Genomic DNA, 21,938 nt, shown 5'->3' on the forward strand with positions numbered 1-21,938 from the left:
TCAGACGGCATTTTATTGCCCGGCCGGTTATTTATTGGTTTGGGTATCCCGTTTCAATCCTCCGCCGAGTGCCTTGTACATATCGGCAAGGTTTTCGGCGTGGGTCAGTTGGGCCGACAAAACGGCGCCCTCGGCCGAATAGCTGCTGCGTTCCGCATCAAGCAAATCGAGCGCTCCGGATACGCCGTGTTTGTAACGCAGGCCGACCAGACGCAACGCTTCCTTATAAGCACGGCTTTGTTTGTTTAAAGCGGCATAGGCTTTATCCAGCTGCTCGCGCGCGGCCAATGCGTTTGCTACGTCTTGAAATGCGGATTGGACGGCGGATTCATAGGCAACGATTTGTGCCTGTTGGCGCAGCTTGGCTGCATCAAGGTTGGCTTTGTTCGTACCCCAGGTAAAAATCGGCAGGGTAATAGACGGCGCAAACGACCAAACACCGGTGCCGCTTTTGAACAGCCCGCTCAATTCGGCAGAACCCGTACCGACGCTTCCGGTCAGGCGGATGGATGGGAAAAAGGCGGCGCGTGCCGCACCGATATTGGCGTTTGCCTGTTTGAGCGCGTGTTCGGCGGCACGGATGTCGGGACGGTCGAGCAATACTTCGGAACTCAAACCGGCCGGCAGTTTTTCAACAAAAAACTGCTTGTCCAACGGCAAACCGGCGGGCAAGTCATTGGGTATCGGTTGGTTAATCAGGGTTGCCAAGGCATTGCGCGCCTGTTCGCGGTTGCGCGCGGCATGGGCATAATCGGCTTTGGCGGATTCGATTAGGGCTTCCTGCTGACGTAGGGCGACGGCGGAAATCACACCTGCCTTGTACCGCAATTCGGACAGCTTGTAGGTTGCTTCGCGCGTTTTCAAGACACGCTGCGCCAAGGACATCGCTTCTTCGGCATAACGCTCGTTAAAATAGGCTTTGGCAACGGTGGCAATCAGGCTCAAATGTGCCGCATCGCGGTTGGCGACACTGGCAAAATAGCCTTGCAGTGCTGCTTCGCTACTGCTGCGCACACGCCCGAACAGGTCGAGTTCGTAAGATGCCGCACCCAGTCCGACATTGTAGCTGCTGCTGACATTGCCGCCGCTCAAACTGCCTTGGCGCGAGCCGCCAGCATTGGCGGCCAGTGTGGGCAGAAGGTTGTTGCGTTCAATCATGTATTGTTTACGGTAGATTTCGCTGTTCAATACGGCTGTACGCAAACTGGTATTGCGCTCGAGTGCGATGTCGATCAGCTTTTGCAGGCGCGGGTCGGCAAAATAGTCATGCCAACCTAAATCGACTGCACGGATGCCGCTGTCGGCAGTATCGTTTTTAAACGTTTCCGCAACTTCGACTTTAGGCTGCTCGTATTGGGGAATCATGGTACAGGCAGACAATGCAAAGGCTGCTGCAACAGAAGTCAAGGTGGTTTTCAATGTAGTATTCATAAAAAAGTCCCGATGCCGTCTGAAAACCTGCGGTTTTCAGACGGTATTTTGCTTAATATTGTTTATCGTCCGAACCGGTTATACCCGCTTCTGATGCATGTCTGACCGCCATTTCATGCTCGTGTGCAGTTTCTTTGAAGAATTTGCGCACCACCACATAGAAAAGCGGAACCAAGAATACGGATAAAAGCGTGCCGACCAACATCCCCCAGAATACGGTTGTACCGATGGCGCGCTGGCTGGCAGAACTTGCACCGCCGGCAATATACAGGGGAACCACGCCCAAAATAAAGGCAAACGAGGTCATGATGATCGGACGGAAACGCAGGCGGGCTGCTTCCAAAGCGGCTTCGACCGCGCTTTTCCCTTGCGCTTGAAGGTCTTTGGCAAATTCGATAATCAAAATCGCGTTTTTCGCACTCAAACCCATCACGGTAACGAAACCGACTTGAAAGTAGATGTCGTTGGCAAATGCAGGAATACCGCCCAACATCAGCTCGGTCAGGTTGCGCCCGGTTACACCTGCCGCCGCCCCTGCCAAGCCTAAAGGCATCACAAGCAGAACGGCCAGCGGAATAGACCAGCTTTCATAAAGTGCGGCAAGCACCAAAAAGACTGCAACGGCGGCAAGCGCGTAAAGGGCAATAGTTTGCGAACCGCCTTTTGCCTCTTCGCGCGACTGTCCGCCCCACTCCAGGCTGTAACCGCCGCCCAATTCGTCAACCATTTTTTGAACTGCCTCCATGGCCTGACCGGTGGAAACACCTGTTGCGGGCGAACCGGACAGTTCCATAGCGGGATAGCCGTTGAAACGGACGCTCTGTTCCGTACCCATCTGCCAAGAAACGGTGGCTATCGAAGAAAGCGGAACGGCAATGCCCGAGCTGTTCGGCACAGTCAGATTCAAGATGTCGGCAGGCTGCATACGTGCCGAAGCATCCGCCTGAACCATCACGCGCTGCAAACGGCCTTGGTTCGGGAAGTCGTTGACGTAAGACGAACCCAGCGCATTTGCCAGTGCGGTACGGATGCTGGCAAAAGAAATACCTTGTGCCGAAGCCGCCGAACGGTTAATGTCGATTTTCAACTGCGGCGCATCTTCCAAACCGCCGGCACGGACGGTGCTGGGATTAAACAAACCGCTGGTGCGCATTTTCTGAATCAACTCGTTGCGTTTGGCCAGCAATGCGGCATGACCGGTATTGTTGCGGTCTTGCAGGTTGATGCTCAAACCGGAACCGTTGCCCAACTCCATAATCGGAGGCGGAACGATGGCGATGCCGAAACCGTCTTTAAGCGTCCCCATCATCATACCCGTCAGCTTGCCGGCAATCGCAACGGCATCGCTGCCGGGGGCGGTACGTTCGTTCCAGTCTTTGAGCATGGCAAAACCCATCGCCATGTTCTGACCGTTACCCGAGAAGCTGAAGCCGGAAACGGTAATGATGTTTTCAATTTCAGGAATGCTTTTTGCCAACTGCGTTACTTGCGCCAGCGTCGCATCGGTACGCTCTTTGGTCGCACCCGCAGGCAGTTGCACGCTGACCATGACGAAGCCTTGGTCTTCGGTCGGCAAGAAAGAAGTCGGCAGGCGCATAAACAGGAATACGCCGACAACCGCCAAACCAACATAAACAACCATCATGCGCAAAGTCTTGCGCAATACTTTGGCAACCCAGCCTTCGTAGCCGTGCGTCCAGTTGTCGAATTTTTTGTTAAACCAACCGAAGAAACCTTTTTTCTCTTCGTGATGCCCTTTCGGGATGGTCTTCAACATTGTGGCACACAAAGCAGGGGTGAGTGTCAGCGCAAGGAAGGCGGAGAAGGCTATCGATGCCGCCATAGTCAGTGCAAACTGCTTATAGATATTGCCCGTCGCCCCGCTGAACATAGCCAGAGGAACGAATACAGACATCAAAACAGCAGTAATACCGATTACCGCACCGGAAATCTGACCCATTGCTTTTTTGGTTGCAGCCTTAGGCGGCAGGCCTTCGCCCGCCATAATGCGCTCGACGTTTTCAACCACCACAATCGCGTCATCGACTACGATACCGATGACCAAAACCATCGCAAACATGGTCAGTACGTTAATCGACATGCCCATATAAGAGATGAAGGCGAAACCGCCCAACAGGGAAATCGGTACGACAATGGTCGGAATCAGCGTATAACGGATGTTTTGCAGGAAGAGGTACATCACGACAAAAACCAGCACCATCGCCTCTAACAAGGTATGGATGACTTTTTCAATCGAAATTTCGACGAATTTGGAAGTATCGTAAGGGGTTTTCCAGCTCATACCCTGAGGAAAGTATTTTTCCAACGTCGCCATGCGTTCTTTAACCGCCTTTGCCGTCGCCATCGCATTACCGCTATTGGACAGCATCACCGCCATACCGGTGGTATTTACCCCGTTCAGACGGGTTGAGGAAGAATAGTCTTCCATACCCAATCCGACTTTCGCCACATCCTTCAGGTAAACATTAGAACCATCAGTATTGGCACGGAGGATGACGTTGCCGAATTCTTCGGCCGTACTCAACTGTCCTTGCGCCGTTACGGTAGCCGTAACAGTCTGCCCCTGAACAGCGGGAAGCGAACCGATGGAACCTGCGGAAATTTGGATATTCTGTGCCGACAGCGCACTGCCGACATCAGCAAACGATAAATTGTAGTTCTGCAGTTTCTTAGGATCGACCCAAATCCGCATGGCGCGTTGCGCGCCGAACAGACGGACCTGTCCCACCCCGTCGATACGTTGCAGTTCGGGCACAATATTGCGCTGCGCGTAGTCGTTCATCTCCTCGGTTGACTGTACGTCTGACGACAGCATCACAATCATCAAGAAATTGGAACGCGCTTTGGATACGGTAACGCCGTACTGTTGAACGGTCGCCGGCAACATGCTCAATACTTCGGAAAGCTTGTTTTGCACCTCCACCTGAGCCAAATCTTCGTCGGTTTCAGGCGTAAAGGTCAGGCTGACGCTGCCGCTGCCGCTTGAATCGGCGGAAGTGGACATATAATCCAAACCTTCCACGCCGTTCATATTCCGCTCGATAACGGAAAGTACGCTGTCTTCCATCACTTGTGCGGATGCACCCGGATAAGTAGCCCTCAGGGTAATATTCGGAGCGGCAACAGACGGATATTGCGAAACAGGCAGGCTTTTAATGCCGAAAATACCCGCCGCAATAATAAAAATCGAAATAACCCACGCAAAAATGGGGCGGTCGATAAAAAATTTAGCCATCGATGCCTTCCTTATTTTGCTTCAGAAGCAGGTTTGGCTTCAGATGCCGTCTGAACGCCGGCTTGAGGGGCAGAGGCTTGGTTTTCAGACGGCATCCATTCTTTAGGCGTTACTTTTTTCGCACCCGTCATGCCGGCGATACTGATTCCTTCCACAACTACCTTGTCCCCGTCCTTCAGACCCGACGTAACAATCCAATTCGCACCCTGCTGTTGTGCAACCGTTACCTCTCGGGGTTCCATACCGCCTTGGGCGTTCACAATCATCACGGTATCTTTCGTACCGCGCGTTACCGCCTGCTGCGGAACGATGAATGCATTATCCACCGCCACTTGATCCATCAGCACGCGCACATACAGGCCGGGCATCAGGATATTCTGATCGTTCGGTACGGCGGCGCGCAGGGTAATCTGACCGGTCGATTCGTTGACGGTCGGATCGGCAAACAGCAGGCGGCCTTTTTCAGGGTAAACCGTACCGTCATCAAATTTGATGCCGACCGCTACCGCACCGTCTGCCGCCAGCAGCTTGCCTTCGGCTATCTGCCGGCGCAGTTTCATCACTTCGGATGCAGACTGGGTAACGTTCACATACATCGGATTGGTTTGGCGGATGGTCGCCAGTACGGTCGCATCGCCGGCGTTCAGCAACGTACCTTCGGAAACTTTGGACTGGCCGATAAAGCCCGAAATCGGTGCGGTAATACGCGAACGGTTCAAGCTGATACCGGCGGATTTGATTGCCGCCTGTGCCGCTTTAACGCCTGCCTCGGCAGAACGTTTCGCCGTTACCGCAGCATCGTACTCTTGTTTACTGATGGCATCGGCGGCAACCAGCGGTTTGTAACGCGCCAAGTCGGCATTGGCTTTGGCGAGGGTCGCCTGCGCGCTGGCTAATTGGGCGCGCGAGCTTTCCAGATTTGCTTCATAGGTGGAACTGTCGACTTGGTAAAGCGGCTGTCCGGCATGGACATAACTGCCTTCTTGGAACAGGCGTTTTTGAATGATGCCGCCGACTTGCGCGCGGACATCGGCGGTACGCAGCGATTCCAAACGTCCCGGCAACTCGACGGTCAATGCGACGGTTTGCGGATGGACGGTTACGACACCGACGACGGGGGCCGGGGCTTCCCGACCCGCAGGCTGCCCGCCCTGTGCCGCTTCATCTGCTTTGCCGCAAGATGACAGTGCCAACGCGACAGAGGCAGCCAACGCAGCCGCACGCATCGCCTTAGAAGCATAAAAAGCCATTATTTATCCTATCTGTCTGGTTTGATATAAAGGGTTTTGCCAATCAACAGGCATTCTTATTTCAGGATATAAAAACCGCCTGCTTTGATACCTGAATGTTCGAACGGGTTGCAAAGCAGGTTGTACCGGTTTTCAAAGTTGAGATGTAGTCTCAATTTCATTGGTTTCATTATACATACACGCTTGCATGGTTTCAAAGCATTTTTTATAATCCGCCCTCATCAAACCGTGCCGAAACGAAACTGCCATTATGAGAAAAACCAAAACCGAAGCATTGAAAACCAAAGAGCATCTGATGCTTGCCGCACTGGAAACCTTTTACCGAAAAGGGATTGCGCGCACCTCGCTCAATGAAATCGCCCAGACTGCCGGCGTAACGCGCGGCGCACTCTATTGGCACTTCAAAAATAAGGAAGACTTGTTTGACGCGTTGTTCCAACGTATCTGCGACGATATTGAAAACTGTATGTCGAAAGATACGGAAAATAATCCCGAAGGACAATCTTGGGCAGTATTCCGCCGTACGCTGCTTCATTTTTTCGAGCGGCTGCAAAGCAACGACATCCACTACAAATTCCACAGCATCCTGTTTTTAAAATGCGAACACACAGAGCAAAATGCCGCCGTTATCGCCATTGCACGCAAGCATCAGGCAATCTGGCGCGAGAAAATCACCGCTTTTCTAACCGAGGCGGTGGAAAATCAGGATTTGTCGGGTGATTTGGACAAGGAAATGGCGGTTATCTTCATCAAGTCGATGTTGGACGGGCTGATATGGCGCTGGCTCTCTTCCGGTGAAAATTTCGATTTGGGTAAAACTGCACCTCGCATCATCGAAATTATGATGGACAACTTGGAAAATCATCCCCAGCTGCGCCGGAAATAATCAAGCCTTTGTAACAATGCCGTCTGAAAACCTTTTTTCTGTTTTCAGACGGCATTTGTCTTTCTATCCTGTTATGCTGCTCCGGCCTCTTCCCGCTCCGGCCTCTTCCCTTTTTTCCGCTGCAGCAAGCGTGTCGGCAAGCAGGCGGACAAGGTTTTCAAACAGGGGCTGTTCGAGTGGTTCTTCCCCTCCGCCGAAAACGAGGGCAACTTCGGTATAGTCTTTCTGCCCTTTGCTGACTTTGCTACCGTAATAGACGGTTTGGGCTTTTTTCAGTGCCGCTTCCCAATCCGTTTTTTCGGCCAATGTTTCGGCGGCGGCAAGCGAGGTCTTGGCAAAAAACGGCAGCGGGCGGTTTTGTCCGATATTAAAAAATGCAATCCATTCCGACAATAGCTGCAATGCCCTGTCTTGCACGATTCCCGCCAATACTTCTGTTTCTCCGGATCTGACGATAAAGGTTTGCAGCGTTTCGGCTTCAGACGGCATGACGGCGCAAAATATTAGGTGTTCCAACAAAAAAGCCACACGTTGTGGCGCGTTGGGTTTGCCGTAGGCGTAAAACACCTGACCGCAGCGGTACAGATTGCCCAAGCTGCCTTTCAGGATTTGTCCGTCCGACGGTATGGCGTATGAAAGCGGTGGCAGTTTGGGGCTGTTTAAAACCGCCGTGTCGATTTGTTTGGCAGCGGTTTGGAAGTCCTGCTGCCAAAGTCTGCCCAACTCTCCCGACGGCAGCAGGCTTTCCGCCCCGATGCGGGCGGCGGTTTGGGAAAAATCTTGTCCTTCGCGGCGCGCCTCGATATAGATTTCGGCGATTTGCTCGGCATGTTGCGGCTCGAAGGGTTCGGCCGGTTCCCATGCTTCGTCGATATAGGGTTCGCTCCATGAAAGCTGCTGCTGAAGCCATGCTTTGACGGGATTACGCCAAAACCGGACAAATGCCTCCTGTCCGATTTCGGCAACGGGTTCGCAGCTTTCGACGGGGTTGTCGAAAAAGGGTTGAGACTGCCCTGAGGGGCATTCGAGTGCTTCGGCGTAGTCGGTACGTGTACTGAATATGCCGTTTGAGCGGGAACCGGTCTGGAAATAGCGATGTGAGAAGGGTTGCAGCGGATGCTGTTCTATCCAGTTTTCTGCAAGTTGCCGGCTGCCGATTCCGGTCATAGCGGCAACAGTATCGATGAGTTCGCCCAACAGGGAAGACGGAGCCAGTTCTTCGTCTTTGCGGATGTCTCGCCCGATGTAGGACAGGTAGAGGATTTCACGCGCGCTGATGAGGGCTTCGAGGAACAGGTAGCGGTCATCATCGCGGCGGGCTCGGTCGCCTTTGGCGGGATGTTTGGCAATTAGGTCGAATACGGCGGCTTTGGTATTGCGGGGAAAATCTCCGTCGTTCAAACCCAACAGACAGATGACTTTAAAGGGTAGGCTGCGCATCGGTACCATACTGCAAAAAGTGATGCCGCTGCGTAAAAAGCCCGCCTCGCTTTCGCTGTCGAGGAAGCGGAGGATGTGGCGGATGACGGTTTGTTGCGGCAACTGTCCGAAGAACCCAGCCAAAGTGCTCTCTTCCTGCCATTTGACCCATTCGTTTTCGAGATTTTGGACTGCATTTTGGTCATCGGCTTCGGCTTGGAACAATGTTTTAAGCAAATCTCGGCAACGTCCTACCCATTCATCAACCGTCGCAGGTTGCCGCCATATCCGTACAATATCCGTCAGGGACTCGATAAAGGCGGTAAAACGTCCGAACATGGCGGTTTGATTCACGTCGGCATACCACGCGCTGACATCCTGCCACATCGGATTGTCGCCTTCGGGCAGCATCCAGCCCAATATCATGCGTTCTACCGCCTGCTTCCAGGTGAATAGCTGATCCGTGCCGCCGCGCATTTCTCCGTCCAAACCCCAGCGGACGTTCAAATCGGCAACCATGTCGTGCAAAAGCGGCAAATCGTCCTCAGTCAGTCCGAAACGGCGCAACACGGGCGCGGTTTCTAAAAGCACAAGCACTTTATCGACTTCAAATCGGCTTTCCAACAAGTCGAACAGGCATGACAAAGCATGAAACAGCGGTTGTCGGCGGCTGATTTTCACGTCCGAAACGGAATACGGCAATGCCTGCGCACCGGGCTGCGCCTGTCCGAACACGGCTTCGATAAAAGGCGTATAGGATTCGATATTCGGGGTTAATACGGCTATATCGTGCGGCTGCCAATCGGGATGTTCATGCAGAATTTTCAACAGTTTGTCTTTGAGTATCTGCAATTCGCGCAAAGGGCTGTGTGCGGAGACGATACGTATCGATCCGTCGTCCGTATTAATATTTCCCGCTTTTTCAGACGGCATATCCAAGTTTTGGATATCGGTTTGCAGGGCGTGCAAAAGCGTATCGCGGCTGCCTTCTTCAAACACCGGCGTTTCTTCTATTTCCATTTCGTTCAAAAAGTCGAAAAAGTCCCGCCCCTGCTTGCCCAATGAGGCGAGCAGCGGATGCCCTGCCTGAGTTAAATCGGGATCGCCGCCGCCTTTGAGGATTTTCGCCGCTTCAATGACATTACCCCAATGCATCCCGCTCGGATTGAGTGCGAACACGAACACATCGCAATGTTCGGACAGCTTGTGCAAAAGCTGCAGATACATCGGCGCCATAGTGGAAATGCCGAAAACGAAATAACGCTCGGGCAGCTTATCACTGCTCAAAGATTCCAACAGCTTTTCCCACAAAGCAACACGGTGCAGCGCGCTCTGCCTGCCGTCGTCGAGGTAACGCCACAGTTTGGACTGCCAGATTTCATCGTCGCCCAAACCGAGCAGCCTGCCCTGCTGCCAAGCGTCTATCCACTGGGGACGATACACGAGGTATTGGTCGAATATGTCTGCAAGCTGACCCGCAAGCTGATAATCTGCCGATTCGCCGCTGCCCAGATAGTCTTGCAGCACATTCCTCACATCTTCAAATTCTGCCGTATTCCGGAATGCTTCACTGCGGAATAAATCAAGCAGCCGCCAGCGCATGACTTCTGGGGCAAACGGGCTGAGTTCCGGAATACCGGGAATCAGTTTTTTCATCAACTTCCACGTCAGGCCGGCGGGCAGGCTGAACGCCAAATTCGCCGCCACGCCCAAATCGCGGGCGAGGCAGGTGTTGAGGTAGCGGCGCATCCCCTGGCTCTGCACAATAATCTGTTCGGGTTGTAAAGCCGATTTCAGCGGTTTGAATTTTTGAATGTGGGCAAACAGTGCCGCCAGCGTTTCAAGACGGTTGGATTGATACAAATAAAACATGATTTCAAACAGAATCTGTGGTCAAGTATTCGGGATTATATAGCCTTTCCCCCGTCCGCCTTCAAACAAAATGCCGTCTGAACCTTTCAGACGGCATTTTGTCATTTAAACCATTTCCTCAAAACAGGAATCCGCGACAGCAGCAACGTATCCAGCAGCCAAATAACGGCAATGGCAACCAGTGCGGTCGGGAAGAGCAATGCGATTGCCAATAGCGGCAATGCCATCATCCACCAAACCGGCAGCTTGATTTTCTGTGCCGGCGGAACCATGCCCACCGCTCCGGTCGGACGGCGTTTCCACCACATCACGCAGCCGCTGATACTGATAAAAATGACGGCAAGGCAGAATAAGACGTTTGCCAATACGCTCCACCAGCCCAGAGTACCCATATGCAGAGCAATGCTTGCCGCCATGAATTTACCGAACGGGTTGTAATCGGCAAAACGGATATCGGCAAGAATCTTGCCGCTGTATTGGTCGATATGTACCGTACGGTCGGCAAACGGACTAATCATATCGTAACTCATGGAATCCTGAGACAAAGTCCATACTCCCTCCTCGCCTTTGGGCAAATTCAGCTGATAACGCCCTTTGAAACCGATTTCCCGCGCAAAACGGTCGACGGTTTCCAATGTCATCGGCTCACTGGGGTTAATGCCGTTTTCACCCACAGTCGTCCCTGAGACAGGCATGGGCGTAAGCTCCAAAATCCACGGTACTTCTTTAACCTTGCCATCATTCAATACCTCACCGTGGGTCGGTACAACTGAAACAGGGTTCGGTTCGACGCCCCATTTGCCAGCCGGGAACTGACTCCAAGCCTGTACGAACTTACCACCCCAAATACCCGACCAAGCAATTCCGGACAGACAGAACAACAGCAAAATCAACGACACCCAAGTTCCAAACGCACCGTGCAAATTCCGCCACCAAGAACGCGCCCTGCCTTTTGGCGGCAGCAGCATCGCTTTAATGCCGCGCTGTTTCGCCCACCAAAGGTACAAGCCGCTGACAACCATAATAATAGTCAGTGAAGCTGCCGTTTCCAAAAGATAATCGCCTGCCGCACCGAGCATCATATCGCCGTGGATTTCATCCATAGTGTGATACCAACCCTGATTGCGCGGCATGGTGTTGACCACTTTTGCCGTATAAGGATCGACCGCAACCATGGTTGCCTTACCTTCATTGTTGACACGGAACACAGCAACCATATCATCAGCACGCGGTGCAATATATTGGACGACAGATGAAGTCTCCGGATTAACGGCACTTCGTGCCGCTTCTGCCTGAGCAGAGAGGGGTTGCACCACTGCCTGAGGAACGACATGAATACGCTCTCCCTCTTTGCCGGTAATATTGGCAAACAACAGCATACCCAAACCTGTAACGGCAAGCAGAGTCAAGAAAGGCATAACCAACAAACCGGCATAAAAATGCCACCTCCAAACGCTCAGATAATGCCGGTTATTCTGCTGACCGACTTCAGTTTTGATTTGTGTATCCATTAATCGTCCTTTTGAAAATAGGGCTGCTGTTAATGCCCGCAATTATAAACAATAAAGCCTAGTTCTTTATGACTAAATCAAAATTCATTACAACAAATAGGCCGTCTGCGTTTAAAACCTAATGCCCATTAAAACAAAAATCCAGATTCAATACTGAATCTGGATTTTCATAACCAATAATATCGGAAACTCAGTCAAGTTAGAATTTACCACCTGATTGGTTTACCATGTAATCAACTGCCGCTTTCACTTCATCATCACTCAGGTCTCCGCGGCCGCCTTTTGCCGGCATCGCATTGAAGCCCTCGATTGCATGTTTATGTAGCGTTTCCTTACCCTGTTTAATACGGTCGGACCAATCAGCTTTAGTACCTACATGGGGGATGCCCGGAATCGCATTGCCATGGCAGGCGGCACAAACGGTTTCATAAATCTGTTTGCCATCGACTTTGGCTGCAGGTACGGCTTTTTCTTCTGCCTTAGGTTCTGCTGCGGCAGGTTTGGCTTCAGAAGCAGCCTGTGCTGCTTCTGCAGGAGCAGATGCTGCGGGTTCTGCCGCCGGTGCGGGAGTCGGTGCAGGCTCGGCTTTTTTCACCGGAGCTTTACCGTCTTTATTGGAAAGACCCCATACATAAGCAGTCATAATATGCAGTTTGTCTTTATCCAAGAAACGTCCCCAAGCGGGCATTTGGCTGCTGCGTCCGTTGGTAATGGTTTCGATAATGGATTTTTGCGTACCGCCCCACAACCACACGTCATCAGTCAGGTTCGGACCCAAACCTTGGATACCTTGTCCCTTATCACCGTGGCAAGTGAAACAGTTGGCAGGCGGACCACTAAACAAGGCCTGTCCGCGTGCTGCACGCTCTTCATCATACTGACCTTTTGGTTTTGAAAGAGACATCACATAATGCGCAACGTCTTTTACGCCTTCCTCACCTAAAGCAGGACCCCATGCAGGCATGGTTGCAATGCGGCCTTTTTCAATGGTCTCATGAATTTTATCGGGATCACCGCCCCACAGCCAATCGCCATCGGTCAGGTTAGGGAAACCTTTAGAACCTTTAGCATCAGAACCGTGACACTGGATACAATAAGTGTTAAACAGGTTTTGGGCAATTTGTTTGGCTTGAGGATCTTTTGCCACTTTTTCAATCGGCATATCTGCAAATTTAGCGTACAGCTTGCCATATTGTTCATCGGCTTTTTTAACCTCTTTTTCATATTGGTTATGGCTGGTCCATTTCAACAGACCTTTATAGTCGCCGACACCCGGATACATAACCAGATAACCGATACCGAACAACCATGTCAAAACATACAGCCAAAACCACCACCGCGGTAACGGATTATCGTATTCGGCAATACCGTCCCACTCATGACCCGTGGTTTGCACTTCTTCGCCCTTCTTCGGGCGCTTGACAACATTTTGAGACAACAGCAGCCAAGCTAAGCCGATAAAGCTCAGTAAGACAATAACTGCAATATATAAATTCCAAAAGTTACTGGTAAATTGGGATGTTGTGTTCATTGTTTTGCTCCGTTATCACAATATCAACGGTGTTCGTTTTTTTTATCTTGTGTATCTTGATTTTCATCGAAAATACTGTTTGCGGCATCATCGTAGTTTTTCTTGTTCCGTCTGTTGAAGACAATATAGAGTACCAACAGGAAACAGATGAAGATCCATACCGTAAAAAGAGAACGAATACCGTTAATATCCATGATGTTACCTTACGTTCTTCAAAGCCAGGCCCAATCCTTGCAGATAGGCGACTACAGCGTCCAGCTCTGATTTGTTTGTCAAAGCTTCCGGTGCTTTTGCAATTTCCTCATCGCTGTAAGGCGTACCCACTTTACGCAAAGCCTTCATATGTGAAACGGTTGCTTCAACATCTACCTTATTGCGTGCAAGCCACGGGAATGCCGGCATATTGGATTCAGGCACGACATCACGCGGATTCAGCAAGTGGATACGATGCCATTCGTCAGAATAACGACCGCCGACACGTGCCAAATCAGGACCTGTACGTTTGGAACCCCATTGGAACGGATGGTCATAAACTGACTCTCCGGCAACGGAATAATGACCGTAACGTTCAGTTTCTGCACGGAACGGACGAATCATCTGGGAATGGCAGTTATAGCAACCTTCACGGACAAAAATATCCCGTCCTGCAACTTGCAAAGCATTGTAAGGTTTCACGCCCGGAACCGGCTGTGTTGTCGCCTTGGTAAAGGCCAAGGGGACAACCTCGATCAACAGACCGACACTGACTACAAGCAGCGTGAACACAATCAGAACACCGATTTTTTCTTCAGCTAATTGTTGTAATTTCATTTTGGTAGCCTATCTTTCTTAGTATTTTAGTGATGCTGTGTTTGGGAAACCGCAGGGATTTCAGCATCAACCGCTTTACCGCTGATGGCTGTGCGGTACACGTTGTACGCCATAATGCACATACCGCTCAGATATAATAAACCACCTGCAAAACGAATCATGTAATAAGGCATGGTACGTTTTACGGATTCGACAAACGAATAAGTCAAAGTACCATCATCGTTCAAAGAACCCCACATCAAACCCTGCATTACACCGGCAATCCACATAGCAGCGATATACAGTACCACACCGATGGTGGCAATCCAGAAATGTGCTTCTACCAGTTTGGTGCTGTGCATCTGTTCTTTACCGAAGAGGCGAGGAATCATGTAATAAACAGAACCGATAGTTACAAAACCTACCCAACCCAATGCACCTGCATGAACGTGCGCGACAGTCCAGTCCGTATAGTGGCTCAATGCATTGACCGTTTTAATCGACATCATCGGACCTTCAAAGGTAGACATACCGTAGAAGGACAAGGATACAATCAGGAATTTAAGAATTGGGTCTGTACGCAATTTGTCCCACGCGCCGGACAAGGTCATGATGCCGTTAATCATACCGCCCCAAGAGGGTGCAAACAGAATTAAAGACAGAACCATACCCAAAGATTGAGTCCAATCAGGCAGCGCAGTGTAGTGAAGATGGTGAGGACCTGCCCACATATAGGTGAAGATCAGCGCCCAAAAGTGAACGACAGACAAGCGGTAGGAATAAACGGGGCGACCTGCTTGTTTGGGGACGAAGTAGTACATCATACCCAAGAAGCCGGCAGTCAGGAAGAAGCCTACGGCGTTATGACCATACCACCATTGAACCATGGCATCGATTGCACCTGAATAAACAGGATACGATTTCATCAAACCGGCCGGGATGCTGATGTTATTGACGATATGCAAAAGCGCAACTGCCAAAATAAAGCCGCCATAGAACCAGTTGGCAACATAAATATGTTTAATCTTACGTTTGGCAATCGTACCGAAAAATACGATGGCGTAAGCCACCCAAACCAATGCAATCAGAATATCAATCGGCCATTCCAGTTCGGCATATTCTTTACCCTGAGTCCAACCCATAGGCAGGCTAATGACCGCAGCAACGATTACTGCCTGCCAACCCCAAAAGGTAAATGCAGGCAGCCAACCGCCGAAAAGACGGGTGTTACAGGTACGTTGGACAACGTAGTATGAAGTGCCGATTAAGCCGCAACCGCCAAATGCGAAAATAACTGCATTGGTATGCAGCGGACGCAGACGACCAAAGTGAAACCAAGGGCCGATGTCCGATAAATCAAGGGCGGGAGCAAACAATTGGGCAGCTACGATAACGCCGACCAACATGCCCACGATACCCCAAACTACAGTCATGATGGCGAACTGGCGCACCACTTTGTAGTTGTAAGTTTGTGTGTCCATGAGAGTCTCCATGAATTATGGGAATAAAAATTTTTTATCCTGCCGACCCTTGCAGCCTATTCAAGGTACAATTCGGGCAAGCGTAATTTTTTCTAAATTTAACATATCTACTTTATTACGCCAAGCAGAATTACATTTGAAAGATAAAGGGTGCCCACTCTTAAATATATTTTTATTCCATAGAAATCAAATTTTTATAATAAATTGTATTTTATTTTTCATTACTTGTTTTTCAAGCCCCCTTTTTTTTATAGCACTTTATTGATGTAGATTAAGCTGCATTCTAAAGTCATTTAGTCAATAATATTTAACAATACAAGCAATAGCTATGATTAATTATAAAATTGTTCCATCTCCTCTCGATCATGAATGGCACATCCTACTGACATTCACGAAACATGATGATTTTCCAATAGAAATAAGCCTCCCGAACTGGACTCCCGGCAGTTATCTGATTCGGGATTTTTCCCGCCACATTACATCTATCGATGCATCCTGCAACGGTGTGCCCGTCCGACTCGACCAAATTGCAAAAAACTGTTGGCATGCCGCCTCCTCACGCGGAGAGTGGCAAATCCGCTACACAGTGTATGCATTCGATTTGTCTGTTCGCGGTTCTTTCCTGTCGACGGAACGAGGTTTTTTTGACGGGGCATGCATGTTTTTAAGGGTTAAAGGGACTGAGATGCTGCAGCACCGGTTGGATTTGTCTGATATTCCGACAGGATGGCGTATCGCCACGACCCTAACCGAAACAGACCGATATATTTTTCAGACGGCATCCTATGCCGAATTGATTGACCGCCCTGTGGAAATGGGCTTGATTGAATTTTTAGATTTTGAAGCGGCAGGAATTCCGCATACGCTCGCCCTAAGCGGCATCTATCCCGACTTCGACCGCAACAGGCTGATTTCAGACCTCAAGAAAATCTGCGAAACTGAATTGGCAATGTTTTCCTCCCCTGCCCCATTTGAGAAATATTTGTTCCTGCTCCATGTCGGTGAACAAATATATGGCGGTCTGGAACATACCGACAGCACTGCCCTGCTTTCTGACCGGCACTGGCTGCCACCTGCAGGCATGGCTGATGCAAATGAAAACTATACCCAGCTGCTCGGTCTTTTTTCCCACGAATATTTCCATGCATGGAATGTCAAATCCATCAAACCTGCCGCATTCGTCCCTTATGACCTCGACAAAGAAAACTATACCGAACAACTATGGGCATTCGAAGGCATTACATCCTATTACGATGATTTATTTTTGATCCGCAGCCGCACTATCTCGCCCGAATCCTATTTAAACCTGCTGGCACAAGGTATTACGCGCGTACAACAAACCCACGGCCGTTTAAGGCAGACTTTGGCCGAATCAAGCTTTACCGCGTGGAACAAATTTTATAAACCGGATGAAAACAGTCCGAACGCCATCGTCAGCTATTACCAGAAAGGTGCACTGGTCGCATTGTGCCTTGACCTGATAATACGCAACCGGAGCAACGGCAGTCATTCTCTTGATACGGTAATGAACGAACTCTATCGGGAGTGGAGGGACACGCATTCGGGTATTCCGGAAAAACACTGGCAAATCCGTTGTCAGGAAATTACCGGCTTGGATTTGGAAGATTTTTTCCAAAAAGCGTTATACAGTACCGAAGATTTGCCGCTTGCCGAATGCCTGTCTACCGCAGGCGTGGGACTGACCTTCCTGCCTCTTCCCCGACAACACGGGGGCGGATATGCGGAACACATCTGCACCGTCCTCCCGGTAGGCGATTTTGGCGCACGTTTCAAACAAAACACCGACCACATCGTCCTGACGCATATCCTTAACGGCGGCAGCGCGGAATCTGCTGCACTGTGTCCGCAAGACAAAATCATTGCTTTAGATGGTTATGCCTGTACCGACTTTGCCGCACAATGGGCCCGATACCCCGTCGGGGCAAAAATCAATATCCACTTCTTCCGTTCCGGCATATTGCGTCAAACCGTCTTGACGGTTCAGGCAACGGGGGCGGATACTGCACTTTTACATATCACAGACCGGAACCTGTTGGAAAACTGGTTGTTCGGTTAAACTTTCAGACGGCATTGCACACAAAATGCCGTCTGAAAACCAACCGCAAAGCAAAGGAAATAAAATGACGATTCTAAAACTTGACGAACATCTCTACATCTCCCCACAACTGACGGAAGCCGATGCGGAACAAATCTCGCTACTGGGTATCAAAACCGTCATCTGCAACCGCCCGGATCATGAGGAAGAAGGACAACCGGACTTTTCGCAGGCTCGCCCGTGGCTGGAAAAAGCAGGCGTTACCGGATTCCATCACCAACCCGTTATCGCCCGCGACATCCAAAACCATGATGTCGAAGCCTTCCGACAACTCATCGGACAAGCCGAATATCCCGTCCTTGCCTATTGCCGAACCGGTACGCGCTGCTCCCTCCTGTGGGGCTTCCGCAGAGCGGCAGAAGGTATGCCGGTTGACGAAATCATCCGCCGCGCAGAAGCGGCAGGTGTGAATCTGGAAAACTTCAGAACCCGTTTGGAAAACGCAGCGGCCAAACCATAAAACCAACCGATACAAAAATGCCGTCTGAACAGATTTCAGACGGCATTCGTTCAAACGTCAAACTTTATTGAGCCTTGGTTTCCGTTACAAAACCGATTTTGGTAATCCCTGCCTGACGGGCGGCCTCCAACGCTTTGTTCACATAATCATATTCTACAGCCTTATCTGCCGCAATTGCCACAATCACGTTTTCATTCTGATCCTTGGCAGCTTTCAGACGGCTTTCCACTTCCTCGATTTCCACTTTGCTTGCAGAATCTCCGCCGACATAATAACCACCGTTTGCATCAATCGTCAGGCGCAAGGGATCTTTAGGCTGTTTATTCTGCTTGTTTGCCTGCTCGGACGCGGTCGGCAATTCCAAAGGAATGGAATGCGTCAGCACCGGCATGGTAATCATAAATACAATCAGCAAAACCAGCATCACGTCCACCAACGGCGTAACGTTGATGTCGGACATCGGCGAGTCATCGCCGGAATTCATCGAACCGAATGCCATTTCATTAATCCTTTTGGTTCAACAGGCGGACATGCAAATCATGCGCCATCGCATCCAAATCCTGAGTCAGCGTCTTCGCACCGCGGTTGAGGAAGTTGTACGCCAACACAGCAGGAATCGCCACAAACAGACCCGCCGCAGTAGAAACCAATGCCTCGCCGATCGGGCCGGCAACCGCCGCAATACTCATCTGTCCGCTTTGTCCGATATTGATCAGAGCATGGTAAATCCCCCAGACCGTACCAAACAGACCGATAAATGGCGCGGTTGCACCAATGGAAGCAAGTGCGGTCATGCCATAATCAAAGCGACGCATAATCTGAGCCATACTGTTGCGGATTTGAATGACCAAATACTCGTTCAACGGCAGCGCCTGAGCCAATTTGGAAGCTTCATTTTGACGGTAGTTGCGGTACGACTGCAATGCCTCTTGCGCCAGTTTGGACAGGGGAGCGTCAACGGCACGCACTTTTTCAAGCGCATCGTTCAAAGACAAAGTATTGCTCATATGCTGCTTAACAACCATATTGCCTTTGCGAGCCTGATACAGCTTAATGCTGCGTAAGACAATCAGACACCATGTTACGATACTCATCAGCAACATCAACACAAACACACCGATCAGGACGACATCGCCTGATTCAAACACTAATTTCAAATCCATAATGATTCCAAAACTGATAAAAACAAATCAAAAATCCAAGCTGCCGCAAACTGCCGCGACAACAGCCTAATTCAATTCAAATTTAACGGGGACTTTAAACTCCGTCCAGGCATCCGCATGGAAATGCCCGTTTTGCGCCGCCTTGCGTGCCGCATTGTCCAAACGGGAAAAACCACTGCTTTTCACCACTTTGACGGACTCGACATGACCGCCCGGAGATACCATCACACTCAGGACAACCGTACCCTGTTCATCGTTTTCCATAGAAAGCGTAGGATAAGGCGGTCGCGGAATACTGCCGTTGGCACGCAGGGGATTGCCTTTGCTGCTGCCGGCACCTGTTCCGCCGCCGCTGCCGCCGGTTCCTTCTCCATGCTCGCCTCTGGCTCCGCCGCTGCCTTTACCGCTGCCTTCTCCGCGCCCCGTTCCGTCACCTTTGGTACCGGTTCCCTTACCTTCTCCCCCGCCGTTCTCGCTGCCGACTTTGGCGGAAGTATTGCCGGGATGTTCGGCAGGTTTTTCAGACGGCTTCTCTACCGTTTTCTCAACCGGTTTGGGAGTCGGCTTCACTTCCGGCTTAGGCTCTGGTTTCGGTTTTTCTTCGGGTTTCGGCTTTTCCTTGGGCTGCTGAATATCCGCATCCGCCTTTTTTGTAACCACCGGCTTCAAAACCGGTTTGGGCGGCTCAACAGGTTTGGGCTGCTCAGGCTCGGGTTGCGGCTCAGGCGCAGCAGGCGCACCTGCGCCTTCGGGTGCACCGTCCCCGCCTCCAAAATCACCGAGATCAACAAACTCGATATTTCCGGTCTCCACCACAGGCGGCTTATGCGCCTGCCAAAGCAATGCAACCATTGCCAAATGCAGCAGTGCAACAGAAACCACGACCGCAGGGGTTAAAATTCGTTCTTTATCCATAATTCGACCATAATAATGGCAACAATTCCTATTTGCAACCTATTTTTTATAATTTGTTGTCATGTGAACGCCTGCTTCATTCATAGGCAAACCGTGTTTAAACGCGGTATTACAGCAAATCATCAGATAATAGGATGGCAGAAAAAATGATTCCGTCTGATTTCTTATTCCAATAAAATCAGGTTAGATGGTATATTGCTGTTTTCAGCCGCCAGTAACTGCATACCACCTGTTTTAAAGGAAAATCATGTTTCGGAATTTTGACTTGGGCGTATTCTTGCTTGCCGTCCTGCCCGTACTACTTGCCATTACCGTCAGGGAGGTGGTACGCGGCTATACGGCGCGCTACTGGGGAGACAACACTGCCGAACAATACGGCAGGCTGACACTGAACCCCCTGCCCCATATCGATTTGGTCGGCACGGTAATCTTTCCGCTGATTACTTTGATGTTCACACCGTTTCTATTTGGTTGGGCACGTCCTATCCCTATCGATTCGCGCAACTTCCGCAACCCGCGCCTTGCCTGGCGTTATGTTGCCGCATCCGGTCCGCTGGCAAATCTGGCAATGGCCTTTTTATGGGGGCTGATTTGGGTATTGGCCCCATTCATCGGCGACGCATACCAAATGCCGCTGGCAAAAATGGCAAATTACGGCATCCTGATTAACGCCATTCTGTTTGCGCTCAACATCATTCCCATCCTGCCTTGGGACGGCGGCATTTTCATCGACACCTTCCTGCCGGCGAAATATTCGCAAGCGTTCCGCAAAATCGAACCCTATGGGACGTGGATTATCCTGCTGCTTATGCTGACCGGGATTCTAGGGGCATTTATCGCCCCTGTCGTACAACTGGTTATGATACTGGTTCAATCCCTCATCGGATGGTTTATTTGAATTTAAGGTTTTCGGGCGGTACGGCCGTATTTGCCAACTACAGGAAAACGCAGCAAGGCTTCCCTGCCTGCTGCGTTTTCCTGTTTTACAATGCCCTGTCAAAATAAAGCGGCACGCCTGATTTTTCACTCATCGTCATCAGATAACCCATCACCTTTTGAGGCCATTCGATTCCGCGCACCACGGTCAGGTTGCGCAAAATAGGAAAAACCAAAATATCCTCCATGCCGATTTCTCCGTTTATGCCGTCTGAAATTTCATGCATCAGACCATCCAAATCGTTCAGATCTTCATGGATGCGGTCAAGATATTGGGCGGTTTTATTCAGATTGGCAGAAAAGCTTCCGATGTTTTTCTCTTTTTTATCTGTAAAATATTTAACCGCTTCGGCAGTAGCGAACTCTGGCAGACCGATTTTAACAGTACGTGGCTGAACCAGTTTGTTGTTGTAACTGCCGACTTTGTCCAGCCATGCCTGTATTTCTGGGCGGATTTCATTTTTCAGACGACCCTCTCGGTCAAGATAACGGACAATGTCCAAACTTTCGCCCATAAACGAACCGTCTTCTTTTTGTAGGATGGGCACTTGTTTCGCGCCAATCATGCCGATCGGCGTTGCCTCGTCGTCGTTTGCCATCACGACTTCTTCAACGTCAGCACCAAACAGCCCGGCAGCCATCCGCGCACGCACGCAAAACGGGCAATGGTCGTAAATATACAGCTTCATCGGATACTCCTTTTCATGTTCGTCAAACGGACAAACCTTATCACTTAAGGTCGCCTGAAACAACTGCCGACAGCCGATTCGCTTGAGTCCGATACAAAATCGCTCCATCCAAACCCCAAAGAGGGATTTTCCAATGCGCCGAATCGTGAAGAAAATCGGTTTCGCGCACTCAATACCGTCTGCCGTTTCTTTGTTTGAAAGCCGATTCACAATACATGCAACATCCCGCAAAA

Annotated in this window: 17 protein-coding genes; 4 read left to right on the forward strand and 13 right to left on the reverse strand. The window is 50.5% G+C overall.

Features of this window, described 5'->3' with window-relative positions; all coding sequences use genetic code 11:
* Positions 1-27: 27 nt before the first annotated feature.
* From mtrE to mtrC, 3 genes are read right to left on the reverse strand one after another with little or no spacing between them, the layout of a single operon-like run.
* Complete coding sequence (mtrE, locus tag DQM57_RS06215) at positions 28-1,431, reverse strand: multidrug efflux transporter outer membrane subunit MtrE (protein ID WP_111727291.1); 1,404 nt, start codon at positions 1,429-1,431, stop codon at positions 28-30.
* 52 nt (positions 1,432-1,483) lie between these two features.
* Positions 1,484-4,687, reverse strand: a complete 3,204-nt coding sequence (gene mtrD, locus DQM57_RS06220; protein WP_111727292.1) for a multidrug efflux RND transporter permease subunit MtrD — start codon at positions 4,685-4,687, stop codon at positions 1,484-1,486.
* Positions 4,688-4,698: 11 nt separating this feature from the next.
* Positions 4,699-5,937, reverse strand: a complete 1,239-nt coding sequence (mtrC, locus tag DQM57_RS06225) for a multidrug efflux RND transporter periplasmic adaptor subunit MtrC (RefSeq protein ID WP_107997157.1) — start codon at positions 5,935-5,937, stop codon at positions 4,699-4,701.
* A gap of 250 nt (positions 5,938-6,187) precedes the next feature.
* Between mtrC and mtrR the strand changes: the two genes are divergently transcribed.
* Entirely contained in the window at positions 6,188-6,823 is a 636-nt protein-coding gene (gene mtrR / locus DQM57_RS06230) for a multidrug efflux system transcriptional repressor MtrR (RefSeq protein WP_111727293.1), read from the forward strand.
* Between the two features lie 63 nt (positions 6,824-6,886).
* On the opposite strand, the gene recC is transcribed toward mtrR, so the two are convergent.
* The 6 genes from recC to ccoN all read right to left on the reverse strand — a co-directional run bounded on the left by recC (position 6,887) and on the right by ccoN (position 15,426).
* Entirely contained in the window at positions 6,887-10,114 is a 3,228-nt protein-coding gene (gene recC / locus DQM57_RS06235; protein ID WP_111727294.1) for an exodeoxyribonuclease V subunit gamma, read from the reverse strand.
* A gap of 101 nt (positions 10,115-10,215) precedes the next feature.
* On the reverse strand, positions 10,216-11,625 hold the full coding sequence (locus DQM57_RS06240) for a PepSY-associated TM helix domain-containing protein (protein ID WP_111727295.1): 1,410 nt from the start codon (positions 11,623-11,625) through the stop codon (positions 10,216-10,218).
* A gap of 199 nt (positions 11,626-11,824) precedes the next feature.
* A complete protein-coding gene (gene ccoP / locus DQM57_RS06245) occupies positions 11,825-13,156 on the reverse strand; it encodes a cytochrome-c oxidase, cbb3-type subunit III (protein ID WP_107960643.1) in 1,332 nt (443 codons plus the stop codon).
* Between the two features lie 23 nt (positions 13,157-13,179).
* A complete protein-coding gene (locus DQM57_RS06250; RefSeq protein ID WP_003677880.1) occupies positions 13,180-13,350 on the reverse strand; it encodes a CcoQ/FixQ family Cbb3-type cytochrome c oxidase assembly chaperone in 171 nt (56 codons plus the stop codon).
* 4 nt (positions 13,351-13,354) lie between these two features.
* On the reverse strand, positions 13,355-13,966 hold the full coding sequence (ccoO, locus tag DQM57_RS06255; RefSeq protein WP_003677881.1) for a cytochrome-c oxidase, cbb3-type subunit II: 612 nt from the start codon (positions 13,964-13,966) through the stop codon (positions 13,355-13,357).
* A gap of 26 nt (positions 13,967-13,992) precedes the next feature.
* Complete coding sequence (gene ccoN, locus DQM57_RS06260) at positions 13,993-15,426, reverse strand: cytochrome-c oxidase, cbb3-type subunit I (protein ID WP_197711716.1); 1,434 nt, start codon at positions 15,424-15,426, stop codon at positions 13,993-13,995.
* Positions 15,427-15,754: 328 nt separating this feature from the next.
* Between ccoN and DQM57_RS06265 the strand changes: the two genes are divergently transcribed.
* A complete protein-coding gene (locus tag DQM57_RS06265; protein WP_108044064.1) occupies positions 15,755-17,503 on the forward strand; it encodes a M61 family metallopeptidase in 1,749 nt (582 codons plus the stop codon).
* A 64-nt stretch (positions 17,504-17,567) separates the two neighbouring features.
* Positions 17,568-18,002: a TIGR01244 family sulfur transferase gene (locus DQM57_RS06270; protein ID WP_197711735.1), complete on the forward strand. Its 435-nt coding sequence runs from the start codon at positions 17,568-17,570 to the stop codon at positions 18,000-18,002.
* A 64-nt stretch (positions 18,003-18,066) separates the two neighbouring features.
* On the opposite strand, the gene DQM57_RS06275 is transcribed toward DQM57_RS06270, so the two are convergent.
* From DQM57_RS06275 to DQM57_RS06285, 3 genes are all read right to left on the reverse strand, one after another.
* Entirely contained in the window at positions 18,067-18,501 is a 435-nt protein-coding gene (locus DQM57_RS06275) for an ExbD/TolR family protein (protein WP_108044062.1), read from the reverse strand.
* A gap of 4 nt (positions 18,502-18,505) precedes the next feature.
* On the reverse strand, positions 18,506-19,165 hold the full coding sequence (locus DQM57_RS06280; protein WP_003677893.1) for a MotA/TolQ/ExbB proton channel family protein: 660 nt from the start codon (positions 19,163-19,165) through the stop codon (positions 18,506-18,508).
* Between the two features lie 66 nt (positions 19,166-19,231).
* Positions 19,232-20,080 carry an energy transducer TonB gene (locus tag DQM57_RS06285; protein WP_111727297.1) on the reverse strand — a complete coding sequence of 283 codons (849 nt, stop codon included), beginning with the start codon at positions 20,078-20,080 and terminating at the stop codon, positions 19,232-19,234.
* Between the two features lie 247 nt (positions 20,081-20,327).
* Between DQM57_RS06285 and DQM57_RS06290 the strand changes: the two genes are divergently transcribed.
* The gene (locus DQM57_RS06290; protein ID WP_107860222.1) at positions 20,328-20,978 is read left to right on the forward strand and encodes a site-2 protease family protein; all 651 of its coding nucleotides are present in this window, start codon (positions 20,328-20,330) and stop codon (positions 20,976-20,978) included.
* A gap of 85 nt (positions 20,979-21,063) precedes the next feature.
* Here DQM57_RS06290 and DQM57_RS06295 read toward each other — a convergent pair whose 3' ends face one another.
* Positions 21,064-21,705: a GrxB family glutaredoxin gene (locus tag DQM57_RS06295; RefSeq protein ID WP_107860221.1), complete on the reverse strand. Its 642-nt coding sequence runs from the start codon at positions 21,703-21,705 to the stop codon at positions 21,064-21,066.
* Positions 21,706-21,938: the final 233 nt, after the last annotated feature.

Source organism: Neisseria cinerea (genome assembly GCF_900475315.1).
In the GTDB taxonomy this organism is placed as follows: Bacteria; Pseudomonadota; Gammaproteobacteria; order Burkholderiales; family Neisseriaceae; genus Neisseria; species Neisseria cinerea.